Origin of the sequence: Treponema sp. Marseille-Q4523 (genome assembly GCF_016901105.1) — a bacterium.
In the GTDB taxonomy this organism is placed as follows: Bacteria; Spirochaetota; Spirochaetia; order Treponematales; family Treponemataceae; genus Treponema_D.
Genome location: NZ_JAFEVM010000007.1, coordinates 33209 through 50063, shown reverse-complemented (window position 1 = coordinate 50063; position 16855 = coordinate 33209). Strand labels below are relative to the sequence as shown.

14 protein-coding genes are annotated in these 16855 nt (G+C 50.8%); 5 read left to right on the top strand and 9 right to left on the bottom strand.

Features of this window, described 5'->3' with window-relative positions:
• Window positions 1-31: 31 nt before the first annotated feature.
• Complete coding sequence (locus JSQ97_RS03635; protein WP_205074796.1) at window positions 32-2407, top strand: formylglycine-generating enzyme family protein; 2376 nt, start codon at window positions 32-34, stop codon at window positions 2405-2407.
• An 86-nt stretch (window positions 2408-2493) separates the two neighbouring features.
• Here JSQ97_RS03635 and dusB read toward each other — a convergent pair whose 3' ends face one another.
• The 5 genes from dusB to JSQ97_RS03610 form a co-directional block, all read right to left on the bottom strand.
• Window positions 2494-3486, bottom strand: a complete 993-nt coding sequence (gene dusB / locus JSQ97_RS03630) for a tRNA dihydrouridine synthase DusB (RefSeq protein WP_205074795.1) — start codon at window positions 3484-3486, stop codon at window positions 2494-2496.
• Entirely contained in the window at window positions 3486-4268 is a 783-nt protein-coding gene (locus JSQ97_RS03625) for a TatD family hydrolase (protein ID WP_205074794.1), read from the bottom strand. Before JSQ97_RS03625 ends, dusB begins: the two co-directional genes overlap by 1 nt.
• A gap of 228 nt (window positions 4269-4496) precedes the next feature.
• Window positions 4497-4814: a winged helix-turn-helix domain-containing protein gene (locus tag JSQ97_RS03620; protein ID WP_205074793.1), complete on the bottom strand. Its 318-nt coding sequence runs from the start codon at window positions 4812-4814 to the stop codon at window positions 4497-4499.
• Entirely contained in the window at window positions 4801-5409 is a 609-nt protein-coding gene (locus JSQ97_RS03615; protein WP_205074792.1) for a hypothetical protein, read from the bottom strand. The genes JSQ97_RS03620 and JSQ97_RS03615 overlap by 14 nt, the downstream gene beginning before the upstream one ends.
• Window positions 5410-5526: 117 nt before the next feature.
• Window positions 5527-6027, bottom strand: a complete 501-nt coding sequence (locus JSQ97_RS03610) for a hypothetical protein (RefSeq protein WP_205074791.1) — start codon at window positions 6025-6027, stop codon at window positions 5527-5529.
• Between the two features lie 925 nt (window positions 6028-6952).
• Here JSQ97_RS03610 and JSQ97_RS03605 point away from each other — a divergent pair.
• The 4 genes from JSQ97_RS03605 (at window position 6953) to pheS (ending at window position 11460) form a co-directional block, all read left to right on the top strand.
• A complete protein-coding gene (locus JSQ97_RS03605) occupies window positions 6953-8533 on the top strand; it encodes a DUF5312 family protein (RefSeq protein WP_205074790.1) in 1581 nt (526 codons plus the stop codon).
• 141 nt (window positions 8534-8674) lie between these two features.
• Window positions 8675-9442, top strand: a complete 768-nt coding sequence (locus JSQ97_RS03600) for a hypothetical protein (RefSeq protein WP_239446912.1) — start codon at window positions 8675-8677, stop codon at window positions 9440-9442.
• A 38-nt stretch (window positions 9443-9480) separates the two neighbouring features.
• Entirely contained in the window at window positions 9481-9888 is a 408-nt protein-coding gene (locus tag JSQ97_RS03595) for a hypothetical protein (protein ID WP_205074789.1), read from the top strand.
• Window positions 9889-9900: 12 nt separating this feature from the next.
• Window positions 9901-11460: a phenylalanine--tRNA ligase subunit alpha gene (gene pheS, locus JSQ97_RS03590; protein ID WP_187383436.1), complete on the top strand. Its 1560-nt coding sequence runs from the start codon at window positions 9901-9903 to the stop codon at window positions 11458-11460.
• 279 nt (window positions 11461-11739) lie between these two features.
• On the opposite strand, the gene JSQ97_RS03585 is transcribed toward pheS, so the two are convergent.
• The 4 genes from JSQ97_RS03585 to glpK all read right to left on the bottom strand — a co-directional run bounded on the left by JSQ97_RS03585 (window position 11740) and on the right by glpK (window position 16738).
• Window positions 11740-12126 (bottom strand): DUF1667 domain-containing protein, encoded by a 387-nt coding sequence (locus JSQ97_RS03585; protein WP_205074788.1) that lies wholly within the window; start codon window positions 12124-12126, stop codon window positions 11740-11742.
• A 66-nt stretch (window positions 12127-12192) separates the two neighbouring features.
• Entirely contained in the window at window positions 12193-13590 is a 1398-nt protein-coding gene (locus tag JSQ97_RS03580) for an NAD(P)/FAD-dependent oxidoreductase (protein WP_205074787.1), read from the bottom strand.
• A complete protein-coding gene (locus tag JSQ97_RS03575) occupies window positions 13587-15110 on the bottom strand; it encodes an NAD(P)/FAD-dependent oxidoreductase (protein ID WP_205074786.1) in 1524 nt (507 codons plus the stop codon). Before JSQ97_RS03575 ends, JSQ97_RS03580 begins: the two co-directional genes overlap by 4 nt.
• Window positions 15111-15211: 101 nt before the next feature.
• Window positions 15212-16738, bottom strand: a complete 1527-nt coding sequence (gene glpK / locus JSQ97_RS03570; protein ID WP_205074785.1) for a glycerol kinase GlpK — start codon at window positions 16736-16738, stop codon at window positions 15212-15214.
• Window positions 16739-16855: the final 117 nt, after the last annotated feature.

The window sequence follows — 16855 nt, the reverse complement described above, 5'->3', positions numbered from 1 at the left end:
CCCCGGTACAAAGTGGGATGGCATTAAACTTTTGGCAAACAGTAAAATAAATTATACTCCCGGTTATGAAAATAAAACGTGGAGATTTAACAATACTTCAGGCAATGTTATCCCTGACGACTATCAGTTTAATGCGGACACAACCGTTTATGCCGAATCGCAACGGATTACAACGCCTCATGTTGAAGTAATAATAACCGTTGACGGCGATCCACACATTACCCATAAATCGACGGATCATACGTTTAAAGTAAACAAGGGTGAAACATGGAATCATGTTAAATCACTGGCAGCAGACACAATCGAATATGCCGAAGGCTATGAAAACGATACATGGAAATTAGCTGATGCTTCGGGTGCGGAGATTTTATCCGATCATAAGTTTGAAACGAACACAACCGTCTATGCCGTGTCGAAAAAGACAGTGATAACGATAACCGTTGCAGGTGATGAAAATGTTGTCCTTAAAATACCCGGCGACCGTACCTTTACCGCATATTATGGTGATACATGGAGTGCGCTTCAATCGCAGTCTGAAGGGAAAATTGACTATAAGGCAGGTTATGAAAACGCTGCATGGAAACTGAACAATGCTTCCGGCGATGTTATTGCTGCTGATTATCGGTTTACTACCAATACAACCGTATACGCCGTATCAAAAAAGAAAACAATAACGATCACTATTGCAGGGGACAGCCATACCCGAATAGCGACGGCAGGCGATGTGAACAAATTAAAAAGAGATTACGGAGTTACATGGTCGGAAATAAAGACTGAGGCAGGTAATCAGATACTAGGGCACGATGAAAATTATACCTTTTCCGCATGGAAACTGAATAGCGACGGAACCGGTGCGGAAATAGAGCCTACACATAAATTTACCGCCGACACTACCGTGTATGCCATCTCAAAACGGACACATGTTATACTGACTATCCGTGGCGATTCCAATATTATTGTGCCGAATCCCGATACGCATACAGTTGCCTACGATTCACAATGGGGAGGAGCCAACGAAACCGCAGTTAAAGCTTTGCTCGGTTACCAAAGCGGTTTTAAATTAAAAGGCTGGAAACGCAACGGTAGCGACGGACCAGATCTGGGAGATTCATACAGGTTTAAAAACGATACGTTGATATATGCCCTTTCCAAACCCGATAAGGTAAAGATAACCGTAACGGGCGACTCTCATGTTCAGATTACACCTGCTCCGAATAATGAATTCTTTGCCGATGACGGTGCAGAGTGGAAGACGATAGAAGCAAGAGCAATAGATAAAATAACCGGTTATAATAATCCTCGCCGCAGACTTTCAAGCTGGAAAATAAGCAACGCTGATGGAAGCAGTATATACGACGATACAACCTTTGAGGAAGATACGGTCGTGTATGCATTTACCGAAGAATTGCCGCCCGCTCCCGTTTCTGAAGGGGTAAAAGTAAACGGTGTAACTATCACGGGCAAAAATCCGTCTTGTCCGTTGCCTGCGGGTGCCGATGCTTCATGGAATGGTGTTTTCCCTGCAGGACGCACTGTTACTTTAAACAGCTACTTCATAGGAAAGCACGAAGTTACCGTAGAAACATGGAATGCCGTATATGAGTGGGCAAAAGACAACGGATATACTTTTAAATTTGACGAAGACTACAACTATGGAGAAAATCCTGAACACCATCCTATAACGAATGTGAGCTGGCAGGACTGCATCGTGTGGTGCAACGCCTATACCGAACTGACATACGGAACCACCGAACATTGTGTATACCGCGAAAGTTCGGCTGCGGGTGCAGAAGCTCTAAAAGACACAGACGATGCCGATAATGCCTATTTTGACCAAGCCAAAAAAGGTTACCGTTTGCCGACCGAAGCCGAATGGGAGTACGCCGCCCGCTATCAGGACAACGACACAAATGCGGAAAGTTACGGCAGCGTCTATTTAACAAATTTAAATTCTGCAAGCGGAGCGACAAAGCCTATCGGTTTTCAAAGTACGGAAATGCCGCCGTCAGGTGAAACTTATGAAACCTTACGCGCAGAAACGGCACGAGTTGCGGTTTTTAACAAATATTACGACGGCTCGGCTTTTGAGTTTCAAGATCCACCCGTAACCGGATTATCCGATGTCGGAAAAAAAGAGCCGAACAAACTGGGGCTTTTCGACATGAGCGGCAATGCTTCCGAATGGTGCTGGGATATATATTCCGAAGATGTCGGTACGGGTACTGTAACAAATCCTGCGGGAGCCTCTGCACCCTTACCTACCGACACTTACCGTGTTTTGCGCGGCGGCAACTGGTCTGAAAATACGAATGATGCCGTCTACGGCTGCATGACCGGTAAACGGGATAGCGATAGTTCTCATAATAGTTACGATGTCGTAGGCTTCCGCTTAGTATGGAAAGACTAGCAGACAGACATCGCTTTTGTTCGGTGCATCGTGCAAAGCGGCGCACCGAACCGTAACAAAGAATATTAAAGCCGACTGCAATCGCCTTATCCTCGCAGTCCCGCAAGCATCGCGCGGTAGTCGGCTTCGCTCGACGCGTGAACGAGTTTCGCTCTCAGCTCCGCGCCGCCGGGGATGCCTTTCGTATACGCGCAAAAACGCTTTCGCATTTCTTTGCATGCGTTCGCTTCTCCTGCGTCTTCGATGAGGAGTTTAAGTTCGCGGAAACCCGCATCGATGCGCGCTTCGATGCTCACGTCGTTATAGCTTCCGGTCGTGAGGAGAGCCTTTGTCTTTGTAAAGATAAACGGATTTCCCATCGCACCGCGCGCAAACATCACCGCATCGCAGCCGGTCGTTTCGAACATCGCCCGTGCGTCTTCCGGCGAAAAGAGGTCTCCCGAACCGAAGACGGGAACGCGGCCGGACACGAATGAAACGAGCTCGGCGAGCGCATTCCAATCGGCTTTGCCTTCGTAGCCCTGCGCCCTCGTCCGCGGGTGCATCGTAATAGCGGCGACGCCTGCCGAAAGAGCCGCGTCCGCCGCTTCTTTCCACGTGATTGTTTTATCGTCCCAGCCGGAGCGGATCTTTACGGTGACGGGGATGCGCCTTTTTGCATATTCGAGTGCGCGAACGGCCGCTTGTACGACGGCGTATAATTTTTCGGGATTTTTCGTGAGTGCGGCTCCGGCTCCGGTCTTTACGATTTTCGGAACGGGGCAGCCGCAGTTTATGTCGATGCATGCACAATCGGTTTTTTCGACGACGAGGGCCGCCGCCTTTGCAATGACGTCAGGATTGCCGCCGAAGATTTGTACAGCATACGCCGTTTCGTTTTCCGCTTTCCGCAAAAGACGTTCCGTTTTATCGTTGTCGCGGACGAGCGCTTCGGCGGATACCATTTCGGTATACGTGAACGAAGCGCCGCAGTCGACGCAGATCGAACGGAACGAACGGTCGCTGTATCCCGCGACGGGCGCGAGGAATATGTTTCCGCCGAGCGTCAGAGAACCGATCGCAACGGGATGATACGGCATTATTCAGGAAGGTTAAACGCTTTGCAGCTGTTTTTCCAAAGTTGATCGGCAAGCTGTTCGATATCCGTTTCGAGCAGGTCGGAAAGGAAATGCGCCGTCGATGTGATGTATGCTGGCATCGTGCGCTTTTTTTCGCGGAATTCGGCCGGGATCATAAAGGGGCTTTCCGTTTCGATGAGAATTCTGTCGACGGGTACGTTGAGCGCCGTTTCGTGGAGGTTGCGTGCATTGCGGTATGTTAAATTTCCCGCGAACGAAAACCACACGTTCATGCCCGCATCGAGGCAACGCTTTGCGTAATCGGCGTCTTCCGAATAGCAGTGAAAGATCGCCCCTGCCTGCGGAATGCGTTCGGCAAGCACGTCGAATATGTCTTTGCCCGCGTCGCGGTTATGGATGATGACCGGCAGGTTGTGCTTTTGTGCGATTTCGAGCTGCGTGATAAACAACTCGATTTGCGAGCGCTTATCGCCGAACTGCTTGTAGTAATCGAGCCCCGTTTCGCCGACGGCGACGACATTCGGTAATTTGAGATTTTCTTCGATCGTGTTCGCATAGTCTTTGCCCGGATTCGTCACTTCGGACGGAGCGACTCCGACCGCATGGTAGATGCCGTTTACCGCTTTCAGCGTATTGTACACGCGCGTAAAATCGAGAAGACTGTTATTGATGGATATGATGCGGGCAACGCCGGCCTGTTTTGCCTGCTGAATGACGCGGAGCTGCTCAATAGGGTCATCATAGATCAGCCCGATGTGGGCGTGAGTATCAAAAAATTGCATGGCATTTCTCCTATAAATAAAAACTTTCGAAAGACGTATGTTTTCGAAAGTACACGCAGCGAATCGGAAATATACCGATGTTATTGTTTCTATAAAGATACCACAGCTTTTGCGTGAAGTCAAACGATTTTTACGTGTGATTTTTCCGGTCGGCCTGACAAATGCGCCGCGTTTACGTTTTTCCCTTTTATCCGCCGTTTACGCGGGAAATTGCTTCGGTTTTCCGATTCACTTTTCCAAGAGAGAGGCGAGCTGCCGGGCATATTTTTTTACCGCTTTTCGTCCGAGCGGCGTCGCACTGTACATCGTTACGGGTTTTCGGTTTACGAAACGTTTTTCCACCGTCAGATAACCGGCGTTTTCCAATTTTTTGCAGTGAGCGGTGAGGTTGCCGTCGGTCGCATGTACCGTATCGCGCAGCACGGTAAATTCGATTTTTTCACAGCCGAGCAATACGGACATAACCGCAAGACGCAGACGGGAAGAGAGTTGTTCGTCGAGCAGGCGGTGGTCGAAAAAATCGACTTGGCAATCAGCACCGATCATCGGCAGACTTCTTTTTCCGCATAATGATGAGCGCGGTAAGGGCGGGAATTGCGAGCAAAACGAAAGTTGCCGCGCTTATGATAAGCGGAGCCGTGTACGGCCCGACAAAGAGACAGGGCAGGGCGGACAAAAGCCAGAAAACGCCTTCGGCGTACATGATGATCCTCGCTCTCTTTTGTACGATGGCGCCGCTCGTAACGCATCCGACTGCTATCAATATGCCGATGATAAAAAACGCGGCGGAAAAATCGATTTTGCCGAAAAACGACAGTATGAAATTCAATACGATGACGAAGCCGATGCTGCCCCATAGAGCGGCAAAGATGCGGTCGCTTGCTCTTTGTATTTTTTCTTCGCGTTTCCGGCGGAAATACAAAGGCAAAAAGCTCTGGCAAAATCCTATGACGAAAAGCCAAATGAGCCACACGTATTTTCCCAAATCGAAAAATAGAAAACAATACGTCGCCGCCGTTCCCGAAGGAATTGCAATGCCGTATACAGAAAACGGTACGAGCATCGATTCGAAACCCGCTTCGGCGTCTTCGGCCAATGCTCCGATTAAAGACAGTCGTTCTTTTATATCTTCGTCGTTCATGCTGCAACCACCTTAGTAAGAGCAACATACTCCGATGCTTTACACCGAAGTATGCTTGTAAAAACAGCGGCACCGATCGATTCGAATGGACCGGTACCGACGGTGTGTGAATCCGTTTCAGCGTAACATCGGGACGGTATAGCGCATGCCGGCTTTAGCGTGAAAGCCGAATCCGCCGCCGCCGATTTCGGTAAAGCAGCTGAAACCGGAGGGCCGTTCGGTCATGAAAAATTCAAAACCAAAAAATCCCTGTCCCATTATACTGACCGTAGGCTCTCCCGTCTGCAGCGGAAAAAGCGCTATGGGACCGCCGCCGCCGTACAAACGGATATTTGCCGTTTTCATCAGATGCCCGCTCATCATCGAAAAATCGACGACCGGATATCCGTATGTGTGCTCGCTGTCCGGGAAATAATATTCTCCGTTTATTCGGAACGCGAACGAATTGTAAAAAAACCACGGAGACGTGACGGCGATCGATAAAGCGAAATCGTTTTTGAGACCGGCAAGCGCAAAATCGAATCCTATGCCGGTTTCCGATTTTTCCCCGCTTTCTTTTGCAAAGGCGCAGAGCGAAACCGCACACAACAGGCATACGCCGCATAAAATCTTTTTCATAAATACCTTCCTCTTCGGTTGAAAAAAATATTGTCGAAAATGCGATCAAAGCTGCAGTCTTTTATACCGTATTTTCGATTTCAGTAATAGTATATCTTATATACTTTATTTTGTAAAGTACTTTGTAATTATTTTTTTTATATCGAATTTTGCGGATGCGATCATTGATAAGCGTATAAAATCTTTTGCAGCCGACCTTTCTCTTCGGTACAATCGGCATTCGTAAGATCAATCGAAAAGTAGGGCATACTATCCGGTCTATTTCGGTACGCCGTAGTTTCTTCATAAAAATATTAATAATTATTAAGATGTACAGTCTATGTACGTGTGACTAAATCCGCTCCTCATATGTTTACGAGGCATCCTGTCGAAAGACCGTGCCCGAAGCGAGACCGCGTTTTTGGAAGGATGCGATTTTGAAGACGTTATCAGAACCGCGGTTTCTCTCGACTGCGACTGCGATTCCTTGTGAGGACACAAAGCGCGGTGTTTACGGTGCGCTTTGTGATCGGAGACGCACGCGATTGCTGCGCGGGGAACTTCGCGCTCCGCGCTCGTTGCAAGTCGCACACTGCTTGGAATTACTCTATAAGTCGAGAGTCGAAAAACGGTCAAGCCGTTTTTCTTTTATCGGAGACGCACAGGATTGCTGCGCACTGCTCGCAATCGCTCTGAGGAAGTCGTGAGTTGAAAAACGCTTGACGCGTTTTTCTTTTATCGGAGACGCTCGGCGATTGCTGCGCGGGAAACTTCGCGCTTCGCGCTCGTTGCAAGTCCCGCACTGCTCGCAATCGCTCTGAGGAAGTCGTGAGTTGAAAAACGCTTGACGCGTTTTTCTTTTATCGGAGACGCTCGGCGATTGCTCCGCACTGCTCGCAATCGCCGAGCTCTTGCAAAAACATCGAAATGAATTACAATAGTATACATGAGTTTATTCCACGCGATCGTCGTTTTTTTCGAATCGATATTCAACAAAGCTTCCCCCGGAGTACAGCAGCGCCTGCAGAAAAAAAAGCTCGAAAGTGAAATCCTTTCCGCACAGCCCGCCCTGTACCGCAACGGACGCATTTTGCCGAACTTCGCCGAAGCCGTACGCATTCTGTACGTAAACACGCATCCGCTCAATGAATTGTTTGCAGGAACGATCGGCGGCTCGGACATTCCGAAGCGGCGGCGCTTTGAAGCCCAGCTCGTGCTGACGGGGTTTACACCGGAAGATCAGGAAACGGTCAAATCGCTTTCGTACGCCAACCGGAAAAAAGCCGCGGTGGCAGCGGGAGCAGATCAAGACCGCGAGTTCGAGCGTCAACGGCATGCCCTCGAAAAAATAATAAAAGCGCTCAACGGCGATTCATTTAAATACATCGACAGAGAATTGATCGCGCTCCATCAGCTCGTCGACCTGTGCCGCTTCAATTTTGCCGCAATCATCCATCCTTTCGATGCGAATTTTACGACGGTCGATCTGGCGTACAAGCCTGTATATCAGGAAGTACCGCTTGAACGGCTCGGAAACGCGATCGAAGATATGTATTTCCAAATCGAAGGGCTGCAGATCACGACGGCTGTCGTACAGGCTGTCATCGCGCTTGCACAGCTGAAAAACAACGGTTCCCTTTCCGCATCTCGGACGGAAGCATATACGGAGAACGTAAAAAGGATCGCATATATCATAACTCATGTACTTACGCCGCAGCGCTTACAAGCACTCATCCGCATACACAAAGAAAACGCGGAATACAAACCCGCTGCAGTCGAATACCGCGAATCGGCGCGAAAGAATTTTGCAGAGCGGTTTCAACAGCAGTATCTCGCAGATGAACAGCGGATCAAAACGGAACTCAAAGACGAATTGCTTTCGAGCGAACTTTCAAAACTCTTTAACGGTTCTCCGCTTGCGACGCTTAGCGGATACGATGCGAGCACGAATGAAAAGCTGCAAGCGAATACGTCGTTCGCATTTGTTTGGATCACGCCCATGCAGATCCTTAAAACATTTTTACAGCAATACCTCACCGAACCGATACAAGCGCTTTTGAACAATATCATCATCGAAGGTTTTTTTAATAATCAAACGTACAAATCAGAATTTTCAAGCAATGTGTATGCATCCTGCGAATGCCCAGGCAGGATCAAAACTTTCGAAAATCTTTTTTCGCGCGGCAAAATGTTCGACACTGCCGTTCTCGAAGGCTATATCGTGGACAGTCACAAAGACAGCGATTTTTATACGAAGCTTGAAACGATGGTCTCCACCGCCAATACAAATGCGCAAAAACTGCTGCAGGAAGAAATATATCATCTGCAAAATGTATACATCCAAATAAACGAATTGCTCGCCGATGCAAAAAAAGCGAACAGCGAAATCATTTCAAATCTTAAAGTATTGATAATGTCGTCGCGCAACAGAGACAACGTCGATCTCCTCGAACGCCAACTTCCGAACTGGACGATTTTTTTTGAGATTATGAAAAATTATACGATAATAAATGTAAAGGCAAATTAAGATTGCTTTGCTGCGACGAATCTATTCGGAAATACGCGCCCTCCCGCCGAAAATAAGCCGCACCGCGCCGGTGCACGGAACGGCGGAGCTGCAAGAAACCCGTGCAATGCGCGTAAAACATGATAAAGTGAAAATTGACAGATGAAAAAAATATTAATAATAATGCACGACATGATCCCCTCCTATAAGCATGCACTTGTATTCGCGGAGCGTTTCGTATTGACGGTTTTTTTTCTCTTCGCCGCGTGCATATGTCCGCATGCAAAAGCGGGAGCCGCGTTTTCGCAAACGCCCGACGTTATCGAACATATCCGCATACCGCTGTGGGCGGAGCTCGACGCATATCCGGGACTCGCCGAAGCGCAGGATACTTCCGCGGGCATATTCGATTATTCGAGTGCCCGGCTGAAAACGCTCGCACCGTTTATCATCGGAGGGATGGTACACGGCTGGAATTTCAGCTATACGCCGTCAGACAAATTGCGCGGCGTCGAAGAGTACATCGATTTTTCTCCGGTGCAGGATTTGGGTGAAGCGGAGCAAAACATCACGTACGCAAAGCCGTGGATTGAAAACGGCAAAGTATACTGCTGGGCGGAATTTACGCGGAGTACCTCGATGATCGGAAATTATTATCTTTGGGCGTCGATCACAAACGATACGGTACACGGTATAGGCTACGGAAAAATTTCCGACGGCTTCGACGGCATAAGAGACGCCGTGCGCGACGCGATCAAAGACGCAGTGCGCGCCTACTTTCGGACAAAAATCAAAAATAAACCGAAAGAGATACGCGGCAGAGTTCTTCTCAGACGGGAACCGCTCATCGGCATCGATGCCGGGCGCTATAAAGTCCAGCTTGATTTTTTTCTTGAAACTGATAAAATACTACCGTATACTCAATTTTGACAATCGAAACACGAAGGGCACTATGGAGGTACCGCGTTATGAAAAAAAATTTGCTCGCATGCTGCATGCTCTTTGCAGGAGCGATGATGTTTGCGCAGAAATCGGGGTCGTTTACGCCCGAAACATCCGCCGACAACAGAGGCTACGACGAAAAGACGACGCGCATCATCATACCGGAAAATCAGCACACGACCGACGACACGGCCGAAGTTCGCATCGAATATACGCCGCGCTATGACGAAGTGCGCATCTACTACACGTGCATGTACGTCACCTACGACAAAGCTCAGGCGATGAACACCGTACTCGCGTGCCTCGAAGATTTTATGAAAGCTAATCAATATTATCACTATAAATATCTCACGCGCGACAAAGAAAAATATTTTAAAAACGAACGCGGCTACAGCTGCGCACAGTATATGTCGTACGTAAAATTCACTCGGTAAATCAGGCACGAAATGGACGTTTCAAATATTATTAAAAATCTGCATCCCCTCGAAACGAAAGTGCTTTTGCGCTATTCGCAAAAAGACGATTTAACGTCCGAAAAACTGCAAAAAGATTTGGACTATAAAGAAGGTCACGCGAACCAGGCGTTTTCGTGGCTTTCCGGCAAAGAGCTCGTCAAAGAAGCCGGCAGAACGCCGCACACGTATTACGAAATCACCGAGCTCGGCCGTTCCATCGTAAAAGTCGGCAGCACGATCGAAGAGCGCTTTATCAATTTTATAAAAGAACACGGCGCCCAAGTACTTCCGAAGATCGCCGCGGCGCTGAACATCGAAAGCAAAGATATCGGAAGCGCATTCGGTCAGCTTGCAAAAGACGGCGTTTTGAAAATGAACGACGAAAAGCAGGTCGTCATAACCGATAAGCCCCTTCCGAAACGCATTTCGATCGTCAAAGAATTATTAAAAAAAGCCGCAGCTGCCGAAAACGGACAGCTCGACAGAGAATCTCTTTCCGCCGAAGAAAAGGATGTCATCGCGAGCCTCGCAAAAAAGCGAGGCGCTGCGGACAGCCCGTTCAAAATCATCGAACGCGAAACGGTTACGTATAAACTCACCGACGCATACGAAAAAGTCGTCGAAGCGCTCAAAAAAGCCGGCATCACCGGAAACGAAATCGGAGAAGTGACGCCGCAGCTGCTCTCTTCGGGCGACTGGAAACGCGGAACTTTCCGCGCGTACAACATCGCGATTCCGCCCGCGCGCATCATCCCCGGCAGAACGAATCCCTACGTGCAGTTTCTCGAATCGGTAAAAGACAAACTTTCGTCGCTCGGTTTTCAGGAGTTCGACGGCCCGCTCGTCGAAACCGAATTCTGGAACGGAGACGCGCTCTTTATGCCGCAGTTTCACGCGGCGCGCGACATCCACGACGTGTACCGCATCAAAAATCCGACGCACGCAAAATCGATCGAAGAGCCCTACCTGTCGAACGTCAAGCGTATCCACGAAAACGGAGGAGATTCGGGAAGTCGCGGATGGAATTACCGCTTCGACACCGAGTTTACGCGGCGCCTCATTTTGCGAAGTCAGGGTACCGTCCTCTCCGCGCACCGGCTCCACAAAGCCGAAGTGCCCGGAAAATATTTCGGCATCGTACGCTGCTTCCGCTACGATAAAGTCGACGCGACGCACTTGAGCGATTTTTATCAAACCGAAGGCATCGTGCTCGGAAACGACGTCAACTTAAAAACGCTGCTGGGCTTTTTAAAAATGTTCGCGACGGAAATCGCAGGCGCAACCGACGTCAAATACGTACCCGGTTATTTTCCGTTTACCGAACCGTCGATCGAAGTGCACATAAAGCATCCGGTGCTCGGCTGGTTCGAACTCGGCGGCTCGGGCATATTCCGCCCCGAAGTGACGAAAGCGATGGGCGTCGACGTACCCGTTTTGGCGTGGGGTATCGGCATAGACCGCATGGCGCTTATGGCGCTCGGACTCAACGATTTGCGCGAACTCTTCAGCGATGACATCGAACAGGTGCGCCTCAGAAAAGCGAAGTTTTAACAATAATTAACAATTAATAAATTATCGCTCAAACAGAATAATTAGTAAATTTACTATTCATTTTTTTTAATTAACATGGGACAAAGGGGGAAGTCTCCCCCTCGTTCCAAAGTCCTCGCGCTCAGGCGCTCCGGTCTTTTCCACTACCCCCTCTGCGCTTATACCCCGCAAGGTTGCGAACCGTATCGGATACTCTAACGCCGCATCTGTAAACCGCAGATTCAAACGAGCCGCTGAAAACTGCGATCGACCGCACGGCAAATCGCAGGGGTCATAAAATCACACAGCCGCGACGTCGTCGCACGCGACGATATCGGCACCCGTATTGAGGATGTCTTCACAGAGTACGTCTCCCGCACGAACGGGAGCCGGAACGCACAGGCGCTTTATCACTTCCATGCATTCGAGCTGCATATCGCGCGGCACTTCCGTTTTCGACTTTGCAGGCACGAGCCTCGAAGCGCCGCCTAAAACCTGCACCGTACACGTGAGCGTCCGCTCGGGATTCGTAAGTTCTTTGTACGCGTACGCTTCGCCGCGCTTACACGCGTTCCCTGTAACCGAATATGCAGGTGCTTCCCCCGCTCCCGACAGTTTCGTCACTTCAAGCTGACAGCCCATCGGACAGATGATGCACGTCATCGTCTTTTTTTCGTTTATCTCCATAAGAAACCTCGTATTCCGAATTTACAAAATTTTAAAATCGCGTCTGCACAATGCCGCGCCTCTCGGTCAGTCTATCGTATCTTCCGGCGTTTCGATCGAAACGGTGAGCGGCGCTTCAGCCTTTGCAAGCGAAGAAGCCGGCACGTCCGCGATCTGCATTTCGCCCGGACGCACGATCCGCGCTTTTTTCGAATAGAGCCGCTCGTTGCCGCTGTAGACGGCGACGGTAACGCCGCGGTACACGTCGGTACTGCGGAACATGATCTGCACTTTCGGTTCGTCTTTTTTATCCGCATACTGCTGCGAGGCACTTTCTTTAAAAGCGTCGTCCCGATCTATATGCTGCGGCACGGTGTAGCGCACGCGGTTTCCCGGCCGTATCGGAAGCGCATGTAAAGCGGCATTCGCTGCATTTTGTCTCGCACTTTCCGCATGACGCGCGTATTCGGCCGCGCACTTTCCGGCGAGTACGCTTTCGGTCGTCACAAAATCGACCAAGTCGTGAACGTGTACGGTATTGCCGCACGCAAAGATGCCGGGTACGCTCGTTTCCATAAGCTGATTGACCGACGGCCCCTTCGTCACCGGATCCATGTGAACGCCCGCGCCCGTACTCACTTCGTTTTCGGGAATGAGTCCGACCGAAAGGAGAAGCGTATCGCACGCGACGTATTCTTCCGAACCTTTTATCGGACGGCGGTTTGCATCGACTGCAGCGATCGTAACGCCCGTCACGCGCTCTCTCCCGTGGATTTCGATAACCGTCGTACTCAATTTCAGCGGTATGTTGAAGTTTTCGAGACACTGTGTCATATTGCGGCTCAAGCCCGCCGAATACGGCATCACTTCGCATACGACTTTTACGTCGCACCCTTCGAGCGTGAGCCGCCTCGCCATGATAAGCCCGATGTCGCCGCTTCCCAAAATAACGATTTTTTTGCCGGGCAAATACCCGTCGATATTGACGAAACGCTGCGCGCTTCCGGCCGTAAAGATACCCGCCGGACGCGTCCCCGGAATGACGAGGGCGCCCCGCGTCCGCTCTCTGCAGCCCATCGCGAGAATAACCGTCTTCGTGTGCAAAAACATAAGTCCGTCTTTTGCATTCATCGCCGTGACGACGTGCTCTCCGCTCGTTTTATCGAACGATGTTTCGGTCAGTCCCGCGCCTTCAAAATCTTCCGCACGGTCGATCGAAATGACCATCGTATCCGTTTTGTATTCGATGCCCCGCTCGCGAACCTGAGATACAAAGCGGCCTGCGTATTCGGGACCCGTCAGCTCCTCTCCGAAATAGTGAAGACCGAATCCGTTATGAATGCACTGCAAAAGAATTCCGCCGAGCTTCGAATCGCGTTCCAAAATCAATAATTTTTCAGCACCGTTGTCGCGTGCCGAAACGGCTGCGGCAAGACCGGCCGGCCCGCCGCCGACAATGACCGCATCGTATATCGTATTGCTCATCGTTTTGCCCCCTGCATCGATTCATCGTCGGAAAAGTCGCGCGTTTTGCCTGCAAGCATGAACGACGCCCCGCCCTTTTTCGTCACCGACGTCATCGGAATATGCGCTTCGCGCGAAAGGATTTCCGTAACGCGCGGCGAGCAAAAACCGCTTTGGCACCTGCCCATGCCCGCCCTCGTCCTCCGCTTGATGCCGTCCACATCGAGTGCGCCGAGCGGAGAACGGATCGCCTGCACGATTTCCGCTTCCGTTACCGTTTCGCAGCGGCAGATGATCTGTCCGTACAGAGGATCTTCTTTAATAAGTTTTAAGCGCATCGCAATATCCGCCGTGTGAAAGGCGGTGATCCCCTTGCGCTCTTCGATAAAATCGTCCCGCTTTTTTACATCGAGACCCGCGCTTTTAAGCAGTTCCGCGACGTATCCGGCGGTTGCCGGAGCGGCGGAAAGACCGGGCGAACAGATACCGCTCACATTGATAAAACCTTTTACGTTCGCATCTTCTTCGATGATAAAATCTTCGATGCTTTCGCCCGCATTTCCGTTTTCATCTGTTTCACAGGCGATCGCGCGGATACCGGCAAAGGAATTGATAATATTGCCGCGGGGGATATCGGGGATCGTCAGCGATGCTTTTGCAAGCACGTCCGCCTGCGATACGGCGGTCGTACCGGTATAGCCGTCCATATTGCCGCTTTGGTCGTCGGCGCTCGGCCCGATCAAAATATTGCCGTCGACGGTCTGCGTTACGAGTACGCCTTTTCCGAGCGCGGTCGGCGTTTGAAAAAGCGTATGATTGACGAGGGATTTACAGTTGTTGTCGAGAAGACAGTATTCGCCGCGCCGCTGCTTGATGACGAATTTTCGAGCGCCCGCCATCGCGCTCACTTTATCTGCAAAGATGCCCGCGGCGTTTACGACGTACTTCGCGCGGATCTCTCCGTGCCCCGTACGTAGCACGAAGACGCCGTCCGTTTTTTCGATCGCGTGAACCGCCGTATTTCTGAAAAATTCCGCGCCGTTTATGACCGCGCTTTCGGCAAACGCCCACGTCGCTTTGTACGGACACATGATCCCCGCAGTCGGAGAATACAGCGCCGCAAGCGAATTGTCGCCGAGATTCGGTTCCATATCGTGCAGTTCTTCGCTTTCGACGATGCGCAAATCCTTTACGCCGTTTTTCCTGCCGCGGTCGAGCAGCGTATTTAGAAGCGCCCTACCCTGCTCGTCGAAGGCGATAACGAGCGAACCGTTATTTTCGTAATCGAAATTCAATTTTTTTGCAAGTTCCGGATACAGTTCGCTTCCGCGCACGTTGAGGCGCGCCATAAGCGTACCCGGCACGGGATCGAATCCTCCGTGAACGATCGCGGAGTTCGCCTTCGAACTGCCGCACGCGACATCGTTTTCTTTTTCGATGAGCGCGATCTTTGCGGAAGTTTTTGCGAGCTCCCGCGCGATGCAGGCGCCGGTGATCCCCGCGCCGATTATCGCAACGTCATACGTAATCCTGCTATTCATGATGCCTCCAACAAACATAGTTACATATCGATTATCGGCCGCCTCTAAAAACCGAAGTTTTCAGGCAACCGGGAAAAAATTATCAATGAGTTGAAAAATTATTAATGAGCCGCCCAGCATTTTGCGCGTTCGACCGCACGCTTCCACGACGCATAGAGCGCATCGCGCTTTTTACTCTCCATCTCCGGCGCAAAGATTTTATCCATTTTCCAAAAGCCGAGCAATTCGTCTTTGTCATGCCAAAAGCCGACGGCAAGCCCCGCAAGAAAGGCGGCACCGGTCACCGTCGTTTCGACGTTTTTCGGTCTGTACACCGGCGTGTCGAGGATATCGGATTGGAACTGCATCATCGGATTGCTCACGCAGGCTCCTCCGTCCGCTTTCAGCGTCGGGATCGCGCAGCCGGCGTCTTCCTTCATGCACTCGAGTTCGTCCTTTACCTGAAACGCGATCGCTTCGAGCGCCGCGCGGCAGATATGCGCTTTATTCGCACCGCGCGTAAGCCCCGCGATCGTACCGCGCGCATAGGGATCCCAATACGGCGCACCAAGTCCCGTAAAAGCCGGCACGATGATGACATCATTCGAATCGGGAACGGTTTCGGCAAGCGTATCGCATTCGTGCGCCGTCGCAATAAGACCGAGTTCGTCGCGCAGCCATTTGATGAGCGCCCCGCCGATAAACACGCTGCCTTCGAGCGCGTATGTCACGGAGCCGTTTATGCCGAGCGCGATCGTCGTCAGCAGTTTGTGAGAAGAAGCGACCGGCTTTGTTCCCGTGTGCATGAGCAAAAAACAGCCGGTACCGTACGTCGATTTCGTTTCGCCCGCATTGAAACAACCCTGTCCGAAAAGTGCCGCCTGCTGATCGCCAATGACGGATGCGATCGGAACTTCGAAACCGCACACGTTTTTGTCGGTCGTCGTATACACATACGAAGAATCTTTCACGTCGGGAAGGATACAGCGCGGTATGCCGAGCAGCTGTAAGAGATCGTCGTCCCACTGCAGTGTGTGAATATTGAAAAGCATCGTGCGGGAAGCATTCGTATAATCCGTCACGTGGCATTTTCCGCCGCTCAGCTTCCACACGAGCCACGTGTCGATCGTACCTGCCAGGAGCTCGCCGTTTTGCGCACGTTCACGCACGCCTTCGACGTTATCCAAAATCCATTTGATTTTCGTACCGGAAAAATACGCGTCGGGAAGCAGCCCCGTCTTTTCACGGATCACATCCCCCTGACCCGACAGCACCAATTCGTCGGCGAGTTCCGCCGTTCTGCGGCATTGCCACACGATCGCGCGGTACACGGGCTTTCCCGTCGCCTTATCCCACAGCACGACCGTTTCCCGCTGATTCGTTATACCGATCGCCGCGATTTCCGCCGCTTCGATGCGGACACTTCGCACGACTTCCTGGAGCACCGAAAGCTGACACAAAAACAGCTCTTCGGCGTCGTGCTCGACCCAGCCGGGCTTCGGATAGTATTGATTGAATTCCTGCTGCGCGCTTGCAACCTTATTCGCTTCGTGATCGAATACGACAGCCCGCGACGACGTCGTCCCCTGATCGAGTGCAACGATATACTTTTTTTCGGACACAGCGCACCTCCGCGATATAACAGTCATTATACCACGAAATCCGCCGCATAGCCAGAAAATAATACAAAAAAAGAGAATGTACATTAAAAGACAGGCTTCAGTTCCGCTGCTTCGCGTTCCGCAATTCTCCTCCGTTTTTCCTAA